Source organism: Thalassolituus sp. UBA675 (assembly GCF_002297765.1).
Classification (GTDB): domain Bacteria; phylum Pseudomonadota; class Gammaproteobacteria; order Pseudomonadales; family Oceanobacteraceae; genus Thalassolituus.
In genome coordinates this window covers 25,462-49,247 of record NZ_DBNJ01000028.1, presented here as the reverse complement: position 1 = coordinate 49,247, position 23,786 = coordinate 25,462, and the positions used below count along the sequence as shown (strand labels likewise).

The 23,786-nt window shown below is 51.5% G+C and carries 18 protein-coding genes and 1 riboswitch; of the genes, 9 read left to right on the top strand and 9 right to left on the bottom strand.

Going from position 1 to position 23,786, the window contains the following annotated elements; translation table 11 throughout:
* Window positions 1-6: 6 nt before the first annotated feature.
* The 6 genes from moaE to moaA form a co-directional block, all read right to left on the bottom strand.
* Window positions 7-492, bottom strand: a complete 486-nt coding sequence (gene moaE / locus B3007_RS12775; protein ID WP_301377895.1) for a molybdopterin synthase catalytic subunit MoaE — start codon at window positions 490-492, stop codon at window positions 7-9.
* A 1-nt stretch (window position 493) separates the two neighbouring features.
* Window positions 494-742, bottom strand: coding sequence for a MoaD/ThiS family protein (locus tag B3007_RS12770; protein ID WP_297533356.1), 249 nt, complete (start codon window positions 740-742; stop codon window positions 494-496).
* The gene (gene moaC / locus B3007_RS12765) at window positions 742-1,218 is read right to left on the bottom strand and encodes a cyclic pyranopterin monophosphate synthase MoaC (protein WP_297533357.1); all 477 of its coding nucleotides are present in this window, start codon (window positions 1,216-1,218) and stop codon (window positions 742-744) included. Before moaC ends, B3007_RS12770 begins: the two co-directional genes overlap by 1 nt.
* The gene (moaB, locus tag B3007_RS12760; protein WP_301377924.1) at window positions 1,211-1,741 is read right to left on the bottom strand and encodes a molybdenum cofactor biosynthesis protein B; all 531 of its coding nucleotides are present in this window, start codon (window positions 1,739-1,741) and stop codon (window positions 1,211-1,213) included. The genes moaC and moaB overlap by 8 nt, the downstream gene beginning before the upstream one ends.
* A 3-nt stretch (window positions 1,742-1,744) precedes the next feature.
* The gene (gene mobA, locus B3007_RS12755) at window positions 1,745-2,332 is read right to left on the bottom strand and encodes a molybdenum cofactor guanylyltransferase (protein ID WP_068436336.1); all 588 of its coding nucleotides are present in this window, start codon (window positions 2,330-2,332) and stop codon (window positions 1,745-1,747) included.
* 63 nt (window positions 2,333-2,395) lie between these two features.
* Window positions 2,396-3,373 (bottom strand): GTP 3',8-cyclase MoaA, encoded by a 978-nt coding sequence (gene moaA / locus B3007_RS12750; RefSeq protein WP_301377896.1) that lies wholly within the window; start codon window positions 3,371-3,373, stop codon window positions 2,396-2,398.
* Window positions 3,363-3,525, bottom strand: a riboswitch (molybdenum cofactor riboswitch). It overlaps the preceding gene by 11 nt.
* 251 nt (window positions 3,526-3,776) lie before the next feature.
* On the opposite strand from moaA, the gene B3007_RS12745 reads away from it, so the two are divergent.
* A complete protein-coding gene (locus B3007_RS12745) occupies window positions 3,777-4,061 on the top strand; it encodes a DUF6916 family protein (protein ID WP_301377897.1) in 285 nt (94 codons plus the stop codon).
* 24 nt (window positions 4,062-4,085) lie between these two features.
* On the opposite strand, the gene B3007_RS12740 is transcribed toward B3007_RS12745, so the two are convergent.
* The gene (locus tag B3007_RS12740; RefSeq protein ID WP_301377898.1) at window positions 4,086-4,589 is read right to left on the bottom strand and encodes a GNAT family N-acetyltransferase; all 504 of its coding nucleotides are present in this window, start codon (window positions 4,587-4,589) and stop codon (window positions 4,086-4,088) included.
* 83 nt (window positions 4,590-4,672) lie between these two features.
* Here B3007_RS12740 and B3007_RS12735 point away from each other — a divergent pair, with 83 nt between their 5' ends.
* From B3007_RS12735 to B3007_RS12710, 6 genes are all read left to right on the top strand, one after another.
* Window positions 4,673-5,188, top strand: coding sequence for a phage tail protein (locus B3007_RS12735; protein WP_301377899.1), 516 nt, complete (start codon window positions 4,673-4,675; stop codon window positions 5,186-5,188).
* A 10-nt stretch (window positions 5,189-5,198) separates the two neighbouring features.
* Window positions 5,199-5,729 carry a phage tail protein gene (locus B3007_RS12730; RefSeq protein WP_068436346.1) on the top strand — a complete coding sequence of 177 codons (531 nt, stop codon included), beginning with the start codon at window positions 5,199-5,201 and terminating at the stop codon, window positions 5,727-5,729.
* A 14-nt stretch (window positions 5,730-5,743) separates the two neighbouring features.
* A complete protein-coding gene (locus tag B3007_RS12725; RefSeq protein ID WP_301377900.1) occupies window positions 5,744-6,283 on the top strand; it encodes a phage tail protein in 540 nt (179 codons plus the stop codon).
* A 111-nt stretch (window positions 6,284-6,394) separates the two neighbouring features.
* Window positions 6,395-7,606 carry a S8 family peptidase gene (locus B3007_RS12720; protein WP_301377901.1) on the top strand — a complete coding sequence of 404 codons (1,212 nt, stop codon included), beginning with the start codon at window positions 6,395-6,397 and terminating at the stop codon, window positions 7,604-7,606.
* Window positions 7,603-8,835 carry a TIGR03032 family protein gene (locus tag B3007_RS12715; protein WP_301377902.1) on the top strand — a complete coding sequence of 411 codons (1,233 nt, stop codon included), beginning with the start codon at window positions 7,603-7,605 and terminating at the stop codon, window positions 8,833-8,835. Before B3007_RS12720 ends, B3007_RS12715 begins: the two co-directional genes overlap by 4 nt.
* Window positions 8,836-8,845: 10 nt before the next feature.
* A complete protein-coding gene (locus B3007_RS12710; RefSeq protein ID WP_301377903.1) occupies window positions 8,846-15,505 on the top strand; it encodes an Ig-like domain-containing protein in 6,660 nt (2,219 codons plus the stop codon).
* Window positions 15,506-15,507: 2 nt separating this feature from the next.
* Here B3007_RS12710 and B3007_RS12705 read toward each other — a convergent pair whose 3' ends face one another.
* Complete coding sequence (locus tag B3007_RS12705) at window positions 15,508-16,281, bottom strand: CLCA_X family protein (protein ID WP_301377904.1); 774 nt, start codon at window positions 16,279-16,281, stop codon at window positions 15,508-15,510.
* 193 nt (window positions 16,282-16,474) lie between these two features.
* Between B3007_RS12705 and B3007_RS12700 the strand changes: the two genes are divergently transcribed.
* Together B3007_RS12700 and B3007_RS12695 are read left to right on the top strand one after the other, a co-directional pair.
* Window positions 16,475-19,069 (top strand): bifunctional diguanylate cyclase/phosphodiesterase, encoded by a 2,595-nt coding sequence (locus B3007_RS12700; RefSeq protein WP_301377905.1) that lies wholly within the window; start codon window positions 16,475-16,477, stop codon window positions 19,067-19,069.
* A 32-nt stretch (window positions 19,070-19,101) separates the two neighbouring features.
* Window positions 19,102-22,155: a chemotaxis protein CheB gene (locus tag B3007_RS12695; RefSeq protein WP_301377906.1), complete on the top strand. Its 3,054-nt coding sequence runs from the start codon at window positions 19,102-19,104 to the stop codon at window positions 22,153-22,155.
* 8 nt (window positions 22,156-22,163) lie between these two features.
* Here B3007_RS12695 and B3007_RS12690 read toward each other — a convergent pair whose 3' ends face one another.
* A complete protein-coding gene (locus tag B3007_RS12690) occupies window positions 22,164-23,720 on the bottom strand; it encodes a PAS domain-containing sensor histidine kinase (RefSeq protein ID WP_301377907.1) in 1,557 nt (518 codons plus the stop codon).
* Window positions 23,721-23,786: the final 66 nt, after the last annotated feature.

The following is a 23,786-nucleotide window of genomic DNA, read 5'->3' as shown; positions in this document are numbered from 1 at the left end:
GTGATTTCAGTCCGGGTTGCTCCAGCGCGCCCGGGCTGCCTGATCCTTTTCTCTTGCCTCAACCCAGTGCTCACCAGATCGGGTGATTTCTTTTTTCCAGAAAGGCGCTTCAGTCTTCAGGTAATCCATGATGTAGCGGGCAGCTTCGAAAGCAGCTTCTCTGTGCGCGCTGCTGACACCAACAAACACAATCTGATCTTCAACGGCCAGTGAGCCGATTCGGTGGATGACACTGATACGTTGAATGTCCCAGCGCTGCTGGGCTTGTTCTATGATGCGTTTTAATGATTTCTCTGTCATGCCGGGGTAGTGCTCTAAAAAGAGCCCGGTGACATCAGGTTGCTCACTGAACTCGCGGACACGTCCGGTAAAGGTGACGACAGCCCCGATTTCTGGGGCTTGATTGCTCAAAAAATGATTTTCTTTTTCTATCGAAAAATCACTTTCCTGAATGGATATTTTAATGTTTTCAGTAGGTGTCTTGTTGCTCATTCTAGCCTCCTGTGACTGGAGGGAAAAAAGCAACTTCATCATTACTCTCTACACATTTTTTATCATCAGATAATTCCTGATTTACTGCGCATATCGAATAGTCGATGTTGAACAAATATTTGTGACTGTTAAATTCAGAAATCAATGAATTTCTGATTTCAGAAACGCTGCAGGGTGTTTCTATATCCAGATCAAAAAAATTAAGAGAAAGTTCTTCTTTAATTTTTGCAAAAAAGTATATGCGCACCATCAGAATCTCTCCCAGCGACCGGTCTTTCCGCCTGATTTTTCAAGTACTTTTATGCCTTCGATGATCATCCCGGGGTCGACGGCTTTACACATATCAAATAGGGTCAATGTTGCAACTGAAACCGCAGTGAGTGCTTCCATTTCAACGCCGGTCTGCCCTGTTAGCCGGCAAAGACTATGGACCCGTATTCGCGAGTTATCTGGCTCTACGTCAAACTCCACAGCCACTTTGCTGAGCATCAATGGGTGGCATAACGGGATAAGCTGACTGGTCTGCTTTGCTGCTTGAATGCCTGCGATACGCGCTACGCCAAACACGTCGCCTTTGTGATGATTACCCTCGACGATAGCCTGCAACGTGGACGGCTGCATGGTGACATAGCCCTCTGCTCTGGCTTCGCGAACGGTGGGTTCTTTGCCCGATACATCGACCATAGAAGCCTCTCCGCGGGCGTTGACGTGGGAGAACTCAGTCATCATTGGTTACCTTTTTCAGACGCATGGCGAAGTTGCACGGCTTGTGGCGGCTATCAAGTTGCTGGCAAATGATTTGCTCCCAGGCCTGACGGCAGGCGTTCGTTGAGCCTGGCACGCAGAAGATCAGAGTGTCATTGGCTAAACCGGCCGTTGCCCGGCTCTGAATGGTCGAGGTGCCGATGGTTTCGTAGGAAAGCTGGCGGAACAGTTCTCCAAATCCGTCGATCTTTTTATCGAAGAGAGGTTCTGCGGCTTCGGGTGTCGAATCCCGCTCGGTGAAGCCTGTACCTCCCGTGACGATAATGACTTGTGTACAGTCGTCGGCGATCCATTTGGAAAGCGATTCGCGAATTTTATAAATGTTGTCGACAACGATTTTTTTCTCAATAGAGTTGTGTCCTGAACTCTTGATTGAATCGACTAAAAAATCACCGCTTTTATCATTTTCTTCTGTTCTTGAATCAGACACTGTGAGTACAGAAATATTAAGACGTATAAAATCATCGTTGAACATTTTTACCATCATTTAATTCCTATAATTATTTAGTATATCGCATGCATCATCCCAGGATTCTGGTGTGTTGCAGCTCTTGAGTTCGATTGTATTTTCTGAAGATATAAAATCGCATTTTATATTTTTCAGAAAAAACCTAATTGAGGGGTTTTGGTCACTCGATAATATATTTTCGGCGACTTTTTTTGCTTGTTCCAGATTGCGAATGATCATTGGGAAAAAGCTCTGGTCAAATGCAGTTGATTGACTACTTTTAAGCAGGCGGGAGAATACACCGCACTTCAGCAGAGGCATGTCGCACGGAACAACGATCAGGGAGTCTGTGTCTGGCTTGCAATGAGCAAAGGCTGAGTGAATGCCTGCAAGAGGCCCTTTTTCAGGGTAGACATCCTCGACACTTTTCAGTCCGCTCAAACCGGCACCACTGACCAAAATATCTTCGATGCCAGCTTCTCTCAGGCAATCGGCGGTAAATGACAGCTGCGAGCGGCCGTCAGGCCGAATCAGCTGCGCTTTGTCGCGTCCCATCCGCTCTGACTTTCCACCTGCAAGGATAACGGCGGTAATCTGCTCGCTGGCTGCAGTTGCTATTTGTTTCATTTGTGGGCCCTCAGCTTAACTGGCAATTCAGCCACCAATTTAACCGCCAACTTAGCCATCAACTTAGCCGCCAATGCCCGCGAAATGCGTTCGCACTCCGGTATCACCATCGTGCAAGGCATGTGTCGCTTTTTTCTCGTTCAGGCTCTCCTGAAGGAATGCGATGACGTCGGTGATTTGCTCGTCCCTGCCGAGCAGGTGACGGAAGTCGTAGCCCTTGTCACCAAAGAGACATAGATGAAGCTGTCCGTTCGCTGACACCCTGAGTCGGTTGCAGCTTGAGCAGAAGTCTTTACTGTAGGGCATGATCAGGCCGATGCGCCCGGCGTAGTCCGGGTGCCAGAACTCCTGCGCGGGGCCATCGGTGAGTTTTCTCAGTACGGACTGCCAGCCAGAATCGAGCAATTGAGCTTTGATGCTGTCACCGCTGATATGGTTCTCTTCGAAGAACTCCTGATTGTCGCTGGTCTGCATCAATTCGATAAAGCGCAGTGACACCGGCGTTGTCCGGATCCAGTTCAGAAAGTGCGGTAGCTGGTCGGCATTGTGGCCGCGCATCAGCACGGCGTTTACTTTGATGTCGTTGAACCCCATCTCATGAGCCATCGCCAGTCCATCGAGCAGATCCTGAAGGCGGTCGTGACCCGTAATGGCTTTGAACTGTCGTGGGTCGAGACTATCGATACTGACATTAAGGCGTGTCAGGCCGGCATCAATCCAGTCAGGCAGGAAGGTCGGTAGCTTCCAGCCATTGGTGGTCAGTGCGATGTCGTCAATGCCGGATACGGCTGCAACTGTGCGGATAATCTCAGGGAGATCGCGGCGCACGGAGGGTTCTCCGCCGGTAATGCGGATCTTTCGGGTGCCCTGGCGGGCGAATGCGGTCACGACGCGACGTATCTCATCCACCGACAACGGGGGCGTGCTATCGCTGCACTGGTAGCCGTCTGGCAAACAGTAATTGCAGCTGAAATTGCACACGTCCGTCACCGACAGGCGCAGATAGTTAAAGCGCCGACCGTGATGGTCCTGCAATGTCATGGGTACACCTTTCCAAGCGCGGGAGGCCCGTCAGTTTCCCAACGAACCCGGCGAACCTGCAGAGCTGAGGCGGATTCCTCAGTCCGGGTCGCGGCCCGTCAACCATATCCATGTGGGATGAAGGTTGCCGGGCTTCGGCGTAAATCTGGGATCAGTGTACGCCTTCCATGCACTACGGACAATTGTTGGCCGGTGCACATGTTCGTTTCACCGAGTGATCCGGCCAGGGTGATATACAAGTGGATATGCTTAGTTCGTATGAGACAGATGTATGCTTGTGGCATGATAAAGCTTTGCATCGTGGTGGATATCGCATCGCAGTGGACAATCGTCATCTGTCGTCCATTGACACTCTCAGTCGTAGTGCGTCTGATACCTGTGTTGTGTTTTACAGGACGTATTTATGGAAGCAATCACATACGACTCAATGGACTCCCTGCTCGGTCAGCAAGTGACTTTATCGGACCATGCTGAAAATTCCGTGCGGCTGACCATCTCAGAGGTTGAGCGTACGGCGCTGGATGGTGATGAGTGGGAGGCGTTTGCAGTCTCGCTTGAGGGGCAGGATGATTTTCGGGTACCGCAGGGGATGTATCGGCTCACGCACGAGGCGATTGGCAGTGGCGAACTCTTTATTACTGCGCACGGCCCGACCGAGTATCAGGCCGTGATCAGCAGGAAGCGTTAGGAATCATCTATGCATGGATGCAGATCAGACAGACATCAATGCGGGCGTTGTCTCCATCAGAACATAGACCTCATTAAAGCGGCTGACCTCCTTGAAGCCCAGGCGCTCATAGAGTTTTTTCGCCGGATTATTCTGCTCAACGTGAATTCTCACCGGCAGGCCTTTCTCATTACCTTCTTCGATTATGTTCTGCAGCAGGTAGCTGCCTGCGCCAGAGTCCTGGTGTTCTGGAAGGATGGCAATATCAACAATGCGGATTTCATCGCTCCAGTAATCAATAAAGAAACGACCGGAAGGTCGGCCATCAATTTCAATAATGCAGAAATGATCGCTGCAGTAATGGCTGTGGTAGTGCTGTGTCTGTGCCGAAAACTGCTGCTGAATAAAAAGTGTTTTTTGTTGTTCGTTAAAGGGCGTCATCGCCAGCTCCGCTTCGCGGGTGGTGCGGTATAACGACTCCATAAACGAATAATCATTGTCGCGTACAGAGCGCAGTGTGATGCGGCTTTCCCAGGCTCGGTTGGTCATTGGTAGTTCCTTGATTACCAGGATCATTCTTAGGAAGAAAGTGTGGGTAAAACCACGAATAAAGTAAACAGAGGGAGATCAGAATGGCAGAACCTTTTTTGAGTGAAATCCGCATGTTCGGATTCGGCTGGCCGCCGCGTGGCTGGGCCGAATGCGATGGCCAGATTTTACCTATTAATCAAAATCAGTCTTTGTATTCATTGCTGGGTACGACTTACGGGGGCGATGGGCGCACGTCATTTGCACTGCCTGACCTCCGTAGCCGGACACCAGTGGGGATGGATGCAAGTTTGCGCCAGGGTCAAGGTGAGGGGATAGAAACCGTGACCCTCACGGGTGCCAATATGCCAGCGCACCGACATCCATTGAATGCGACGACAGAAGGCGGAACGACCAAGTCCTTTGATGGCAATATATTAGCGTCCGCAGTCGATGATGGTTCACCAACGGATTACTATGCAGAGCCTCAGAACCTGGTCTCGTTCGCATCGCAATCGGTGTCTTATATTGGTGGTTCTATGTCGCACAATAACGAACAGCCATCCCTCGTCGTTAATTTCTGCATCGCGATGCAGGGCCTTTTCCCATCGCGTAATTAAGGAGCCAGTTATGTCAGAACCATTTGTTGGCGAGATTCGTATGTTCGCCGGAAATTTCGCTCCGCGTGGCTGGGCTTTCTGTGATGGTCAGCTGCTGGCTGTCAGCCAGAATGATGCGCTGTTTTCATTGATCGGGACGATTTATGGCGGTGATGGCCGCACTACATTCGCTTTACCGGATATGCGCGGTCGCTTGCCTGTGCATCAGGGGCAAGGACCGGGGTTAAGCCCGCGCCGCCTGGGTGCGCGTTACGGCAGTGAGAAGGTGAACCTGACCATCAATCAGATTCCCAGTCACAGTCACGAATATCTGGGGTCGGCCAATATCGCTGATAGCAACAACCCGGCAAGTGATGTTGTAGCGTCTCATAATGATGGTGACCTTCCTTACGTTGAGGTGCCGTCAGTCGACAAAATCAAAAGCCTCAGTAGCGATGCAGTCAGTGCGACGGGTGGCTCACAAGCGCATGAGAATATGATGCCGTCACTGTGCATTAATTACATTATGGCCCTGGTCGGTATTTATCCCTCGCGGCACTGAAAAGGAGTTTTATTATGTCTGAACCATTTATCGGAGAAATCCGTATTTTTGGCTGCAACTTTGCCCCTCGTGGCTGGGCCTTCTGCCAGGGGCAGTTACTACCGATTGCTCAGAATACGGCATTGTTCTCAATTCTGGGTACAACCTATGGTGGTGACGGTCGTACGACACTTGCCTTGCCGGACCTGCAGGGCCGTGCGCCGATGCATCCGGGGCGAGGTCCTGGTCTGACAGCGCGTCGTCTGGGAGAAACAACCGGCGTTAATGAAGTCACGCTCACAGAGGCCGAACTTCCCAACCATAAGCACGTCGTCTACGGGGCTCAGACAGTGGGTACAGAGGCGTCACCATCGAATACCAGAATGATGGCGATAGACAGACCGTCGACTGGCGACAATATCGTGTACCTGAACACCGCATCGACGAAAAATACAGTGATGGCAACCGAGACCATCGGTTCGATGGGGGGGAGCCAGGCGCACGAAAACCGTCAGCCTTTGATGGGCATGAATTTTTGTATCGCGCTGGTGGGGCTCTACCCAAGTCGCAGTTAATCGCCAGAGTTAACGGTAAGGATTAACGGCGAGGCTTAATCGCGATAAGTGATGTGTGTACGAGTGAGGGGCAGGGAGGCCCCTCTTTCAGTTTGATTGGTTTGAGAAATAATGCGTATTTTATTGCTGTTGCTCGTTATATTTTCGTCCCCTGTAATGGGTTGTGAACTGCCATTCCCGAATCTCGGTAAAGTCTGGTGCTTAGTGCCTTCCGCCAATGACTCCCAGACAGGCGTGTACCGGGTCAGTGGCAAAGATTTGCAGGTAAGTTTGTCTGATCGCCTGATTGTTCGGGCAAATGGCTTTACTCGCGAATCCCTGCAGGCGCTTGATTCGCGTATTGAGGCTGTCAGTGAGCTTTACCTCATGGACGACGCCGTCTATTACTCCGTTAATGTCGGCATAAAAGACCGCCTTCCCGGAGTGATCCGTTCGTTGTCTAAGGTTCAGGGCATCAGTCTGGTGCAGCCAGATATCCTGCAACTGCGGGAGAAGCATGTAACAGACGTCCCGGCGCTGACTCCTCCCGCCTATCTCACCCAGCTCGGTATACCTGAGTTGTGGCCGGCGACTCCTCAAGGGCGAGGGGTGCGCGTTGCCGTTATTGATGATGGTTTTGATCTGGAGCATGAGGAGCTCACGCACACTCAGGTGATTTTCAGTTACGACACGACCAGCCGTTCACAGGATGTAAGCCCAGGGGGAGGGGATGACTCGCATGGAACCAGAGTCGCGGGCACGATATTCGCTGCTCATAATGGCGTCGGCATTGACGGAATCGCGCCGCAGGCGAACCTGATAGCTATCCGTCAGCCGGATACCTGGACGAGTCATACGATCCTCAGTTTCTACCTCTCTAAACTGTCTCAAGCTGACATTGTTAACGCTAGTTGGCGCTCCCAATGGTTATTGGAACCCGTCGCTGATATTGTTGAAGACTTGGCGCAAAATGGCCGCAGAGGAAAAGGCTCTGCTGTGGTATTTTCCGCCGGAAACAGTGGTATGGAGTTGACTGGGGGTGACTCGGAATCCCAGCTGCAAGCCGCTGTGGTGATCGGAGCAGATAACGGACAGGGACAAAGGACGAGGTTCAGCAACTATGGACAGTCAGTGGATGCATACGTTTATGGTAAGGCCGCGCCCGCAGTGGTGCCGGGCGGCTATGGACGTTTCAGTGGCACTTCCTTGTCTGCGGCTGTGGTCAGTGGCTATTTTGCTCTTCTTCTCTCACAAGACCCGTCGCTTACCCTTCATCAGTTGGTTGCGCGACTGCAACAACGCTTGTCTCTATATCAGTCCAGTCTGCAGGGGCCAGAATCATGACTGATACGCCCCAAACTCAGGAGCCGCAGGAAGATTCTGCACAGAATGACACTGTGAAGAATGACGCTTTGGAGAGCGCGACTGATTTCTCGTTTACGTATTCGGGAAATATCCCCGCGATCCTTAAGCATCTGAATATCTCTTTGGCGTTTACTTCCTATCAGGCCGGTCGTCTGATGCTGGTTCGTACGGACGGAGAAGACCTGGAAATCAACTTTAAAGAATTTCCCCGACCAATGGGCCTGACGGCAACCGATCAGGGGCTGATACTCGGTACCTTTACTCAGATTATTCAATTCCAGCGAGAAGACGGTCTGCTTGAGCAGATTAAGAAACCCCTGCCGGATATTGCTCAGGACATCACTGCGCCCCGAGCCCATAAAAACGACGAAGAGAAACAGGCCGACGCCGAAAAGCGGCTGGCGAATAAGACCTATGTTGAAAAACTGAAACCGGTCGACGCACGCGTCGATGCTTGTTTTATTACCCGTTCAACTCACTACACCGGCATGATTAACATCCATGACATCGAATGGGGAAACACTGGTTTATGGGCGGTTAATTCAAGTTTTTCATGCCTTTGTACTATCGATCCTTCCTACAGTTTTGTGCCTCAGTGGAAGCCCCCATTTATTGAAACACTGACGCCTGAAGACCGCTGCCACTTAAATGGCATGACGCTCCGCGATGGTGAGCCTGCGTATGTCACCACCTTTTCCCAATACGAAGACCGCAAACAGTGGCGTGACAGCGACAAGCATACGGGCACGCTGATTGACGTAAAGCGCAATGAAGTGGTGGTCAGTGGACTGGCAATGCCTCATTCACCGCGTTGGCACAATGGTCGGGTTTATTTCTGTCATTCGGGGCTGGGTCATCTCAATTGCTATCACCCTGACACGGGTGAAATGGAAGTGATTGCAGAATTGCCGGGCTTTACCCGGGGAATCGATATTTACGGCAGCATTATGTTTGTCGGCTTATCGCGTAAGCGTCAGAGTGATGTGACAAGCCCCGGCCTGGTGACCGAAGACTCCGAGAAAACCTGCTCAGGTATCTGGCTGTTTAACCTCGATACGCACGAAGTGATCGGCACCATTAAATTTCAGGGCAATGTTGATCAGATATACGACATCGCCATCTTATATAACACCAGCTTTCCGGAAGTGATCGAACCTGATCACCCGAGAATGCGGAACCACTTTTCTCACCCAGGCCTCCCAACCTGAAGGATTTATTATGGATAACAATCCCAATAAGAAACGACCAGGAACGTCGGCGCCATTGAAAGCTATCGCGCCTGTGATCGCCATGGCTGTGCCTTTCTCTGCGCCTTTTTCTGCATCAATGGCCAATGCATCTTCGCGCTTAGCCAGTGTCAGCCGCAATGGCCTGAATAAGCGCGCTGTTGTTTCTCAGGTTGAGCAATACCGTCGTCCAGAGGCGGCAGGAGCATTCTCCGCGTTTGGGGGCGTTGCAAATGCACGGGCTGTTTCTCGAACGGTTGATCAGGACGCGCTCGCTTTTCTGGCCAGCAATGATTTGTTATCGGTTGGCGATGAAAGGGTCGGATATGAAAGTGGCGACCTGGATGATCTGACCGGCAGAAAGAATTTTCTTAGCTGCACGAAAAGTGGTGCACCGTATTACTTCCCGGGCGGAACTTTTCCGATTACCACTTCGTTTTTCTGTACCAGTCTCTATAGCGCAAACTGGATTCCTGGCCAGGACGAGCAACCCCCGCATTTCAAAGACGGTATTGGCCAGGAAACTCTGGTCGATATGACGATTCTTCCCGGCAACTCAGATTCTCAGTTGTTTGAAATGGCCGACAAGAACCTCAGCTCGATTTCATTGACCGCCGCGTCCAGTAACCAGGCCGCGGTACGCGATGCCGATATTACGATTACTCGTGACGCGGTCGCGATCGATACTTACACCATAGCGATCAACAATGTAGTGGGCGGTGGTGGCGCGACCATTACCGTAACGGCTACCGATGGTAATGGTAATTCCCGGAGTGACACTTTCTTTATCGACACGGGTGTAGCGCCAGATCCTCTGGAAATGACCGGAGGTGACAGCGCAGTGTCTCTGATGATTCTTGAGGATGCCGGGCTGACCGCACTCAGCGCTGCGGATTTCGCTGCGGCAACCGGTGCGACGGGTACGCTGAGCTGGTCAGCGAGCGGGGCAACAAAAGGCACCGCCAGCGCAACGGGTTCAGTGTCAGCGCCAACGACCGGTGCCTCACCTACGTCGGTCACATACGCACCGAACGCCAATGCCACAGGCAGTGATACCTTTACCGTTACCGTCAATGATGGCTCGGCGACCGACAGTCGTGCTGTGAATGTCACTATTACTCCAGTGAACGATGCACCAACGCTGATTGTTCCGTCGACGCAGCGCGTCAGTGGCACAGGGGGCTCGCAGCGGTCCATTCCGGGGTATGCGACAGCGCAGCCGGGAGGTGGTTCTGATGAAGCTGGCCAGACATTTACCTATTCGGTGGTAGAAACCCTTGATGAAAATAATGTTGTTTCCGGCGTGTCCATTACGTCAACAGGAGAACTGCGCTTCACCCCGGCGGTGGATGCGGAAGGCTACGCTTACTACTCCGTCACGGTGACCGACAGCGGTGGTACCGCCAACGGTGGGGTAGATACCTCGGCACCTATTGTGGTGACGTTGAGCATCGACACTCTGGCTCCGGAACTCACTCTGAACACGCCGGTTGCCTCACCGACCACGGATCACCGTCCGGAAGTCACCTACTCCTCGAACGAAGCCGGTTACCTGTCAGGCGGCGGTTCGTGTGGTGTGGCAGATGCAGGACTGAAAACTCCCGGAACGTACACCGTTCGCCTGACGCAGACCGACAATACTACGCCGCTGGCTGATGGCACCTACAGTGACTGTACACTGATCGTGGAAGACACGAACGGCAATGCCACTACATTGCCGCTGGGTACCTTCGTTGTAACGTCTGACCTGACGCCGCCAACCGTCACTTCAGTCGACGTTCCCACCAACGGGACCTACGGTGTTGGCGATGTACTGAGTTTCACGGTGAACACTGACGAAGCCGTTAACGTCAGCGGCAGTCCGGCAATCAATATGATGATTGGCGGCACTCCGCGCAAAGTTACTTACAGCAGTGGTTCCGGCAGCCAGTCACTGGTGTTCAGTACGACGGTCGCTGTTGGCGATCTGGACACCGATGGTATCGAAGTACTGTCTCTGACCCTGGACGGTGGAACACTGACCGACGCCGCGGGCAATGCGATGGACCTGACACTGAATGGCCGTGGCCCGACCGCGGGCATTCTGGTTGACGGTGTGGCCCCCGTTGTCAGCAGTGTCACTGTACCTGCTGCCGGTACCTATGCCGTGGGGGATGTGCTTGCCTTTACGGTTACTGCATCCGAAGCACTGACCATTTCTGGAGGCACGCCTTCGCTTGAACTGGTCGTTGGCTCTACAGTCCGTCAGGCATCCATGGTAAGTGCTTCCGGCACAGATATGACCTTTACCTATACCGTGACTGCTGGTGACCTGGATAGTGACGGCATTTCCGTAAACAACCTAGTGGCTAACGGTGCGACCCTGCAGGACGCTGCTGGAAATGATCTGGCTCTGGGAGTGGGTGCGGTTGATAGTAGTGGCGTGCTTGTTGATGCTGTTGTGCCCGTAGTGACCTCTGTTGCGGTGCCGGCTGATGGCTTATACAGCGAAGGTGGCACGTTCGACTTTACCGTAAACCTGTCAGAGCCGGTTACGACCACTGGCGCTCGCCCTGTATTGAATCTGAATATTGGTGGGCAGTTACGCGAAGCCGCATTGTTGGATGGTAATGGAACTGCAGCACATGTATTCCGCTACGCCGTACAACCGGGCGATGAAGATTCTGACGGCATCGAAGTGCTGACCATGGATCTGAAAGGCTCAACGGCAGTCGATGCTGCCGGTAACGGTCTGAATACGGCGTTGAATAACGTCGCGACAACAACAGGTATCACGGTCGACGCGGTAGTGCCTGTAATCAGTGTGATCAACACCAGCGCCACAGCAACAATCCCAGCCGGCGGGACGCACGACTTTATTCTGCGCTTCTCCGAAGATGTCACTCTGAATACCACGGGTGGCAGCCCTCGAATTGCTCTCGATGTGGGTGGCGAAATCCGTTATGCAACGGCGCCCACTTCTTTCTCTGGTGTGTTCGCGACCTTTACCTATACCGCTCTGGCTGGCGATGTTGATACCGACGGCATCAGCATGACGGCGATTGAACCGAACGGTGGATATTTTGCAGACGCTGCGGGCAACCGTGTTGACCTGACAAGCTATGTGACCCCGGATACCAGCAATCTGAAAGTGGATGCGATTCCACCGTCAATTTCTGGTCTTGAGGTCACTGCTCCGAACCATGCGAAAGCAGGTGATGAAATTACTGTCACACTGGTAGCAGATAAAGTGATCACGCTGGGGAATGGTGGTATTCCAGCGATCAAATTACAGGTAGGTAGTCGTGAAGTGGATGCTCTGTATCGTACGGGGTCGGGCACTCAGCGATTTGATTTCACCTATACGGTGGTCGACGGGGACAACGACGGTGATGGCTTTGCTATTAACAGTCTGGCCATGAATGCTGCAGTGATTGAAGACAGTGCGGGTAATGCGCTGGATACCACATTGCCTTCTCTGCCTGATACATCGGCCTATAAGGTTGATACCACAGCGCCAGCGTTGCAGTCATTCCGTCGCCACAACCCGGTTGATGAAGTCACCTCCAGTGACTCACTGACCTGGCGCGTGGAATTTAATGAGGCCGTTAGCGGTGTCATGCCGACAAGTTTCTCCGTGTCCGGAACAACCGCGACTGTTGTCACGGCAAAAATTACTGACACGACATATGACGTCACGGTTACCGGGGGCGATTTATCTGCTCTGGATGGCACGGTTGGGCTTAACCTCGCCGCAACGTCGGGGATCACTGACCTGGCGGGCAATGCACTGCCAGCGACTGAGCCCGCGACGGATGAAACCTACACCGTCGATAACACGGCACCTGCGGTGAACATTCAGGCGCCATCAGCAACGTTAACGTCCAGTACCGCGATTACTTATGTGGTCCAGTACACAGACGCTGATAGCATCAGCCTGAGTGCTGACGACATCGCCGTGACATCGACGGGAGATGCCGCTGCGGGCACGATTACCGTGACGGGAAGCGGGCCAATGTCGAGAACCGTGACTCTGAGTGACTTCAGTGGCGACGGTACTCTGGCCATCGATATTGCTGCGGGTACGGCAGAGGACGGAGCAGGTAACGCCAGTGCCGCACCGGCCACGTCAGATGCCTTTACCGTTGATACTACGCGACCTACGGTCAGCATTACCGCACCGACCGCATCGCCTGATCCGTTCGATATTACAGTGACCTTCAGCGAGTCAGTGTCTGATTTTGTTGTGGGGGACATCACGATAGCGGGCGGCAGCCTGAGTGAGTTTGCCGGCTCTGGCACGACTTATACCGCGAAGGTTACCCCGAACGTCGTCGGCTCTCCGGTAAACCTGAGTATCGCTGCGGATGTCGCTGAAGATGCTGCGACCAACGGCAACGAAGCTTCCGCATCCGTGTCGGTAGATACCAATAACGTACCGACGATTGCGATTAGCGGTGATGAGATTGAAGGCCAGACTCTGGCCGCTCAGTTGTCTGACAGCGATGGCGTCAGTGGAGCCGTTACCTACGATTGGGTGTCTGACGGAAACAGCGTTGGCAATGCCGAAACCTACACGCTGCAAGCCAGTGATGTGGGGAACCAGTTGAGCGTTAACGCTGTATATACCGATGACGCAGGTTATGCCGAAAATGTCACCTCTGCACTGACCGGTGTGATTATCAGCATCGAGCAGAACGCCTGGAACAACATCGGCGACAGTGTGGGCTCACCATCGACGCCAGCGTCGTTTGATGACTACGGTAATGTCGGTCTGAGTGGCCCGAGTGATGATGAACTGAACCGCATTATGTCGATTCTGAATCGTGCCGTCAGTCAGCAGGCAGCGGTGACCGACATCGATGAACTCAGCGAACTTGAAGCACTGGTCGATACCATTATGGAAGGTCAGGACGACGACAAAGACGGTCTGCCGAATCTGGTTGAAGACGATGGTCTTAAAGACACCGACCGCGACGGCATTGATGATCGTGACGATGTCGACGCCGATAATGACGGGATCCGCGACAATCTCGAAGTCGATGCCCTTGGCGCCATGGACGACGATGATGCCGACGGCATTGTAAATCTCTTCGACTTTGATCAGGACGGCGATGGCTACCCAGATTCAAGAGACTTCAGCGATGCCAACCTGGATGGTGTGATTGATGAATTCGATACGCTGGAAGAGCTGGTGGATTACTTTGCGGCTGATGCGACAGGTACACCAGTAGCTCCGGGTGCGGTTTCCGGAGCGGCCTCGGTTCTCGCAGCCAGAAATGCCGAAGTGGATACCGACGGCGATGGCCTGATCAATTCTCTTGATATCGATTCCGACAACGACAGTGTGCCGGATGTTATTGAGGCTGGTCTTTCCGATAGCAATGATGATGCCCTGGTCGATGATGGCACTGCCCTTATTGAGGATGCCAATGACCTGCCTGACACAGACAGCGATAGCCGTGCAGACTTCCTGCAACTACTGAGTAACGGTACAGACCCTGATATCAGCCAGTCTGCCGTCTTCACTGCAACCATGGTTGCGGCGCTGGATCAGGACGGTGATGGTCAGCTCGATAGCACTACGGATGTTGATCTCGATGGATTAATGGATGTTGTTGATAACGCGATCGGCGCCTTTGGCTCTGCCAAAGACTTCGATGGCGATGGTATCCCGAATCACCTTGATCCGGATGATGACAACGACAACATCTCAGACATCGAAGAAAACGCTGAGCTGGCGCAATTCTTCACTGGCGAAGATGCCGACGGTGACGGCATTGATGACGGCTTCGATGCCGAAATCAATGGCGTGACCTATGGTACCGACACCAACAACAATGGCGTGCGCGATGATCGTGAACTACCTGACCTCGATGGCGATGGGCTGGTCGACTATCTGGATGACGATGCAGATAACGATGGCATTCACGACAGTGTTGATGACGATATCTCTCTGCCGGTAGATCCGGGACCGGGTAATGGTCAGGCGCCGGGTAACAACGATGCCGATGGTGATGGCGTGGACGATGATGTTGATGCATCGGTGAATTCTGATAACGACGTTGAAGTATCGACAGGCGTTGGTAGTGCTGGTCTGGCCACCCTGTTTGCCCTGGGGTTAGTGCTGGTGGCGGTGCGTCGCAAGCCAATACTGGCGGCAACGCTGCCTTTACTGTTAGCGGCTCAGGCGGTGAAAGCAGAGAATGATAACAACCACTGGAGTATCGGCACTGCGGTTGGTCTGAGTAAATACGATACGAATATCGTTGGCCCTGGCCTTGAGTTAACTGACCGCGAAGGCCTCGGGTTTCAGCTCAACGCCGGTTATCACCTGAACAGCGAGTTGAGCGCGGAAGTTGCTCTTACCGAGCTGGGTGATGCGGGTGTTGGTACTGGCTGGGTCAGTTATCAGAGTCAGGCAATATTCCTCGGTTACCGTCCAGAGGCGATTCAATATTCTGGCTTCCGGCCGCAGGTTAAGGTGGGAGTGAATCGTATGGAATATGAAGGTCACAAAGGCCTGAATATTGATAAAGAATCAGCCACGATGCCGGCATGGAGTCTTGGGGTTGATTACCCTCTGGGGCGCGAAGGATACGTGGAGTTAATGTTTACAGCATTCTCGGAAGAGGTGAACTTTTACAGTGTGGGCTTCCGTCAGCGCTTTTGATATCAACGCGGAGAAAGCGCTTGTCCAAGGGCAGAGAAATAGCGAGCGAAGGCTTGGTTAATTCTCTGCCGCAGGGAGCCAGAAGGGTATAACCCCAGCTCGGCCTCACGTGACTTTTTTGTGCCTTTGACCAGAAAGTTATTCTTGATAGGCGCGTCCTGAACGAAGGCTTCAAACGCTCTGGCAGTCATCTCCTCCGGGCGAGAATAGTAAAGAATACCTGATGCACGGTCAGCCTTGGCTGAGGCGCTGAAAAGATCGCTAGGGGCGTCGCCGGTAGGGTCGAGGATGACTGCCCGGAAGCAAGCAAAAAGGAGATCGTTGAGAGGGTGAGCTACTGGTGTGGCTTTTTGATTGAGCCACTCTGGTGAGGCAAAGCGGCTTGCAGGCAGGTCGGCAAAAGCCTGTTGTGCAATGTAATGGTCGAAGGCATGAAACCATTCATGGGCGATACTCCCCGGCCCGGCATTCTTGGCCAGAGCAAACGCACGTTCCTGAGGGCTGTAGTGCGCTGCTACACCTCGGCGGCCTCCGGTGCCGAAGTGCAGGGCGATAGACCCCCTCAATGAAATCACAGTCTCGGGAACCCCGAGGATGTGCATAAGATCACAGAGTGCATCGTAGAAATGCACTGCAGCTTGCTGTTGTTCACTGGCGGTTACCCAGCGCCCGGTTTTGACGGCGTAGAAGCCGAAGCGTTCACGTACCTCACGGAACGAGATGTATTCGTCCGCAGAACGATGCTGCGGCCCGTTACGTGTAATGGGGTAGATCATGGCTGTGTCAGAGTAGCGTTGACCGAAATGTAATGTAAGTTATACGGTAATTGTACGTTATTTTATTGGCCTTTCTGGACATGTCGTATTCGCGGGCTATAGTTCAGTGGCCAGGGATGTGACGCCTCAGAGGAAGTTGACCCCACCGATTGAAGGGTGGCCAGCAGGGATAGTGCTATAAGGGATGACTAATGTGAACCGTAGAACCGATCATCAGTTGAGACAATCCATCTCGAATCTTGAGAGGCTTTTGTTAAGCACTCAGGGGGCGGATACGATTTTGTCCCGGTGCTTACAGGAGCTGGGACACTTACTCAAGGCTGAGTTTGGTTACGTCTATGAAGTTCAGCCCATGGAAGGCGGAAACGTTCACTGGGACCTCGCCGGCTACGGCAGTCTCGCCCGCGATTTTGAGCTTGAACCGGCCATTGCAACAAGTCGTACCATTCCCCATGCCCTGTTATTTCAGTTTCGCAGTGGACGCTTTATCGCATCTGCAGACGGTCTGCCCGATGGCCACCCGGTATTAAATGGTGATCATCCCATTGAAAACGTTCTATGTATCCCACTGGCGGACGTACGTAACTTATACGGGGTGATTTACCTCTGCAATCTGCCCGAAAACCCAGAAAATCTGGTCGCTGAGCGACTAAGACCGTTCGTCACGGCTGCCTGCTGTTTGTTGAGAATGACTTGGTCGAAGGCATTGAAGCATGGCAGGCCGGAGCCCGTGGCTAAGGCGTCAGAAGTGTCGATGGAGAAGTTGTTCAACTCGCTGTTTGACGGCGTGATTCTTGTCGACGAAAGTGGCGGCATTATTCGCTGTAACCGCGCAGCGTCAGAGATGCTTCAGGTTCCCCGAAATAAGATTATCGGACAACAGATAGAGCAGTTTTTTGATTACTCCATTGTCAGTTTGGTTAACGGCACAGGTCTTTTAAAAGCTAATGCCGATAGCAAGGCAGCTCTGTCAGTTATTCGTGGCGTCACAGTGCGCTCGACTAACGGAGCGAAGAAACTGGCTGACCTGCGGGTGTTTCCATGCGGACTTTTCGGAAATGACTGCCGGGGTATAGTGATCGATGATATTTCAGAGCAAATGCGATCCGCGTCTGAATTTCGAGAGACTCAGCAGCGTTTACGCGCATTGACCACACTTGCGCCGGTCGGAATCCTGCAGCTGAATCGGGCCTGGGAGTGTACCTATGTTAACGATACCTGGTGTGATTTTGTCGGTATGACAGCGGATGAAATGATGGGCGTTGGCTGGGTGAATGCGGTACACCAGCTCGACTGTGACCGGTTTCTGGACAGCGTAAGAAAAGAAGCTGCCGGTCACGGGCGGTACACCGGGGATGTAAGGTTTCAGACGCCCTTGGGCGATGTTCGCTGGGCGTCGGTCAGTGCATGCATGTTGTATGACGAAACAGGTGGCATCGATGGTCTGTTGATGACGCAGAGTGATATTACCGACTACCTGAGAAAAGAGCAGCGACTGCGCGAAATTGCAGAGCATGATCAGTTAACGGGTCTTACAAACCGCACCAGTTTTCACGCTCGCCTGACTTCGGCGCTTAAAGAGTCGGAGCGCTATGGCCCTGTCGCCCTGATGTTTATCGACCTCGACAATTTTAAGCATATCAATGACACCCTTGGGCATGATGCGGGTGATGACCTTCTTATACAGGTTGCCCAGCGCCTGCGGGATCAAATTCGTAAAGTGGACTCCATTTCACGTGTGGGTGGCGACGAATTTACTGTGATTCTTACTCACCTGAGTAATCAGGCTGCGGTAAAAATGGTCGCAGAGAAATTGCTTAAAGCCTTGGCTGAGCCCTTTAGTCTGGGTGAGAAAAATGTATACGTGACCTGCAGTATTGGCATTGCGGTTGTTGAGGAAATGACTGACCGGAAGCAATTTCTGAAACAGGCCGACATCGCGTTGTACAAGGCCAAAGAGTCGGGTCGCAATCAGTATCGCTTCTATACGTCAGAACTTAATCGCGATGCTCATATGATGATGAGTTTAAGGCAAAGTGTTAAGGCGAGTGTCGAAGAAGACTTTAATATCGTTTTTCAGCCCTGGTTCAGCGCCCGTAGCGGTACGATAATTGGCATTGAAGCTTTGACCCGCTGGAATACTGATGCCGGTAATAACGTCAGCCCTTCGGTATTTATCAAACAGATTGAAGAATCCGGTTTGATTATTGATTTTTCACGTTGGCTGTTTGGCGAAGTGTTCAGGCAGAGTCAACAGTGGCGAGAGCAGCTTGAGAACGGCCTGAAAGTATCAATAAACCTGTCAGAAAGACAGTTCCTGAATGATGAATTGACCGATGAAATCATACGCCTCGTACGTAAATACAATCTGAATGCCTCCTGGTTTGTCCTTGAAGTGAAAGAGAAAGCCCTATTGGCTGATCCTGACAAAGCAGCTGTCGCATTAGATAGCCTGGCTCGTCAGGGCTTCAGTATTCATCTTGACGACTTTGGTACAGGGTATTCGGCACTGATGCACCTGCAGAAGATGCCGATATGTTGTATCAAAATTGATCAGTCGTGCGTCGCTGACCTGATGTCTCTCGAAAGTAAGCAACGAATTATGCGCGCTGTCCTGAGTCTGGCAGAGTCGCTTGAACTTGGGATTATTGCTGAAGGTGTTGAAGATAAAGACACCAGTGACTGGTTGCTGGATCAAGGCTGTGTACTACAGCAGGGCTTTTTGTTCTCACCACCTGTTGAGCCAGTCGAAATCTCAGGTATTCTAGATGAGCTGCCAGTGAAATAACCCTGATAACTGAACCTCCCGGATGGACCCAGATGAGCAATGCCCCCGACGCTGTATCCCCTACTCACTACATTGGCATCGGCGCATCGGCTGGGGGGCTTGAGGCACTTCAGGATTTGTTTGCCAATACACCCTCAGACACAGGGGTGGCCTTTATTGTTGTGCAACATCTGTCGCCTGACTACAAGAGCATGGTCCCGGAATTACTGAGTCGCTACTCCGATATGCCGATTCAGCAGATATCTGATTCTACCGAGATATACCCCGATCACATCTATCTGATGCCTCCGCGAAAAAACATGATGATCGCCGATGGCAAGCTTCTGTTGACGGATGCGATGCCAGAATCACCACCTCAAATGCCCATTAATTTCTTTTTTAAATCACTCGCTCAGAATTATGGCCATCGAGCGGTCGGTATCGTTTTGTCTGGTACGGGAAGCGATGGCACGCGTGGTATTAAGTCGCTGAAAGAGGAGGGCGGACTGGTTATTGTTCAGGAGCCAGATTCTGCTAAATTCGATGGCATGCCGCGCAGTGCATTGAATACAGGGCTGGCTGATCTGATCTTACCGGCTACTGACATAGGCGAAAATTTAGTTCGCTTCTTCCAACACCCCTATATCTCAGGTGCACAGCCTGTACGAAGTGAAAATGAGGAAGATAATCAGGCTTACGATGATATTTTCAAACTTCTGAAGCGACAGTCATCAATTAACTTCTCTCAGTATAAAGCTTCTACTGTTGCCAGGCGTATTGAGCGCCGCCTTGGGATTAATCAGCTTAATGGCCTGAATTCTTATCATCGTCTATTGCTCGAGTCACCCAAAGAACTGCAGATTCTCAGTAAAGAACTGCTGATTGGTGTCACCCGATTTTTCCGTGATGAAGAGGTGTTTGATTACATCTATGGGCGGGTGATCCCTGATTTGGTCGCCAGTGTTATGGAGCGCGACAAATCTCTACGTATCTGGGTTGCGGGTTGCTCTACCGGTGAAGAAGCTTACAGTCTGGCAATCCTGTTCAGAGAATATATTGAAAAAGAAGAGCTTGATTGCAAAGTCAGTATTTTCGCAACAGATGTAGATTCAAACGCCATTGCAGAAGCGAGTACGGGGTTGTACTCCGAGGACATTCAGTTTGATGTCTCTGAAGAGCGCCTCGAAAAATATTTTGAAGGTCGTCCCGGCGGCTTTCAGATTGTCCGTAGCATCAGGGAGTCGGTAATCTTCGCAACGCATAACATGCTTGAAGATCCTCCGTTCTCTAATATTGATTTAGTGACTTGCCGGAATGTATTGATCTATTTCCAGCAAGGTGCTCAGAAGCGCGTGCTGTCGTCGCTGTTCTTTGCACTTCGGTACAAGGGTTATCTATGGCTTGGCCCCTCTGAAAGTATGGGGGACCTGAAGTCGCACTTCGATCAGGTTAGTGACCGTAATAAGCTATTCCAGAAGATATCGAATCAGCGTGTACCTGTTGGTAGCACACCGCCAGGTATTACGTTCACCGGAAAGTTGGCCAGTCCGGTATCAATGCAACCTTTCAATAGTGTTACTCGCGCATCTAAAGCTGTTTCTGGCCCGCTCTCGCTGGTGCAGGACCGCCTGTTAAAAGAGTTTGTGCCTGCATGTATTGTATTAAACGATACCTTTGAAGCTGTTCATGTCTATGGTGATGTCAGCCGCTTTGTGCGCCCTATGGGAGCAGGAAAAGTCAGTAATAATATCAACGATATTATTCACGAGGACTTATCTGTCGCGGTTTCGACTGCTCTGTATCGCTGTGAAAAGTGCCGGGAAGACATCTTTTACACTGACGTTATTTTGCATGACGACGATGGCGAGGATCTTAATCTTAATCTGTCTGTGTTGATTGTACGTTCGGGTGACCGTGAATCACCCATGACTTCAACAAACTATGTGATTCAGTTTCAGATTAATGAAAATGCAGAACGGGTCATTGCTAAGCCAGGTGTTTCTTTCGATGCACAGGAAAGTTCGCGTCATCGCATCATGGATCTTGAGGCTGAACTGGTGAAAAAGCAGGAGCACCTGCAGGTGACCATCGAAGAGCTGGAAACCACGAATGAGGAGCTGCAGTCTGCGAACGAAGAATTGATGTCCGCTAATGAAGAGCTGCAGAGCACTAATGAGGAACTGCAGTCAGTCAATGAAGAATTGTATACCGTTAACAGTGAATATCAGGAGAAAATCACTCAGCTTACCGAGTTGAATGATGATCTTGATAGTGTCATCAATGCGACGAATATCGGTATTGTTTTCCTTGATGAGTCATTATCTATCCGTAAGTTTACATCGGTTGCGAAACAGTATATCCACCTGATGGAGAATGATGTCGGTCGTCCTTTTCACCATATTTCGCATGATTTGAAGTATCATGACTTGATAAGCGATGTTGTCTCTGTAAGTACTAACGGTGAAACTATCGAACGGGCGGTTTATACCCGTACTGAGAGTGCTGTTCTCGTTCGTATTCTTCCTTATCGCAATTCGGGTGGCCGCATCAGTCGCGGTATTGTTATTACATTGACGAATATATCGCGTCAGCGTTTTGTTGAGGCTGCACTCGAGCGAGCCCAGAGCCAGCTTCGTGATGTGGTGCTGGAAGGCAGTGCACAGTTACTGATTGATCATGACCGATCAGAGCTGTCAGTACTATTGCTGGAAGACGACGAAGTCGATCAGTTGCGTATTCAGCGGATGCTCACCGATATAGGTGATCGTACCTATAACATTCAGACGTTTGGTCAGATAGATGAGGCCGTAAAAGCTGCGAGCAGTTCAGAGTTCGATGTTTGCCTGCTGGATTATCGATTACCTGGAGGGACAGCGAAGGACTTCCTTGATCAGGCCAGTGAATATGTGCTGAACACACCGTGTGTATTGATGTCGGGTTATTCTGAAGACGATGTTGATCCATCTTTCGTGGAATCTGGAGTATTCGATTTTCTTAATAAGGACGAATTGACTACGCAGCTGATTGTGAGAAGCATAGACTACGCTATCGAGCGCAGAAGAGTTCAGGCTTCGATTGAAGAGTTAAGCGTTTCCAGTGATACCTGATTTTATGCTCAGGTATTTTCCAGAGGCCAGGTAAACGAAAATACATTGCTGTATCTTACATTCGTAATTTCTTGATCTACAGGGGCGGGGTAGTATGACAGCGAGCCACCCATGCTATTGACGAGCCTCTCGGCTATGGCCAGTCCCATGCCGCTGCCCTCGACCTGATCCCGGGGGCGTAAGGTTTGAAACATCTCAAAAATGCGCTGGCGATACTCCTCGGGTATCTGCGGGTTCTGATCCATTACCTCAATAACGACACGACCTTTATCTACGGCTGTCGTGACAAGCAGATGTTCTGAGCTGTCGCCTTTATGCTTTATTGCGTTACTCAGCAGGTTCTGTAGCACCTGAGACAGCTTGGTGGGCGACGGTACCCTTTGAGGGGGGATGCTTGTTATGTTCAGTGTAAGAGTACGATCAGGGCAAAGAGATTCGAATATTTCGCGAATGAGTGAATCAAAATTCACTTCTTCAGTTGGGTTGTTAGTCTCAGATCCAGACCTGGAGTAGGTGAGTATATCTTCGAGTAGGTGCTCAAGGCGGGCGACCCGTTTATTCATCATGCTTATATGACTTTTGACGGATTCAGGTGGATCCGGAAGGTCTTCCTCTATCCAGGACGCTAGCTGGCGAATGCCACGCAGAGGTGCTTTAAGGTCGTGAGAAGCGACATAAGCGAATCGTTCGAGATCACGATTGGAACGCTCAAGCTCCTGTTCCCTCAGTTTTTCTTCTGTGATGTCCCAGTTTGCACCTCGCATTCGTAGTGGCTCGCCAGCTTCGTTATAAAAAATCTCAGCAGCAGACTTGATGTAGCGAATGCTGCCATCACGGAGTGGCACACGAATTTCTGTTCTGAAGAAGCGCTCACCCTTGATCGCGGCTTGCATACGCTGTTCGATGTCTTCGATATCATCGGGGTGAACCGCGCCGCGCCAATGTTCGTACTGCAAGGCCTGTCCGTCAGTATCGAGCTGATAGAGCTCAAGCATGGTATCGTCCCAGATAATCTGATCGGTTGTCAGATCCCAGAGCCAGATACCGATGCCGGCAGTTTCCAGTACAACCTTGTTGGTTTCGCTGACGTCTTCAAGGCTGGCCTCGAGTTCTTTACCGATAGCAACCAGTTGCTCCCGGGCACGCATCAGCTCAGTCAGATCTGTGTGGGCGCCAAGCATGCGCGTTGGTTGGTTATTCTCATCCCGGATGATCAGCCCGCGACAGCGTATCCAGACAGTGTGGCCATCCTTGTGCCGGTATCTGACGACCTGGTCGTAGGGGTGGTTTGGGTCAGCTTTATGCTTTTCAAAATTGTCCAGTACGCCGGGTAGATCTTCGGGGAAGATATTTTCCTGCCACCAGGCTGAGGTATGTGGAATTTCGTCGTTTTTATAACCGAAGACTCTTTTGAACTGGGGGCTCAGCCACTCTTGCTCGGGGTCTGTGAGGTCCCAATACCAGAGACCGTCCGTGGCGCCCAGCTCGAACCAGTCGAACAGATCGGCATCTTCTCTCAGTTTATTGGAGAGCTCAGTGTAGAGGTAATGAGTTTCCTTTGACATGATGACTCCCTGTGACTTCTTCCGGTGAACTCTTTTATCAGGTGACTCTTATCTCATGTGAGTCGA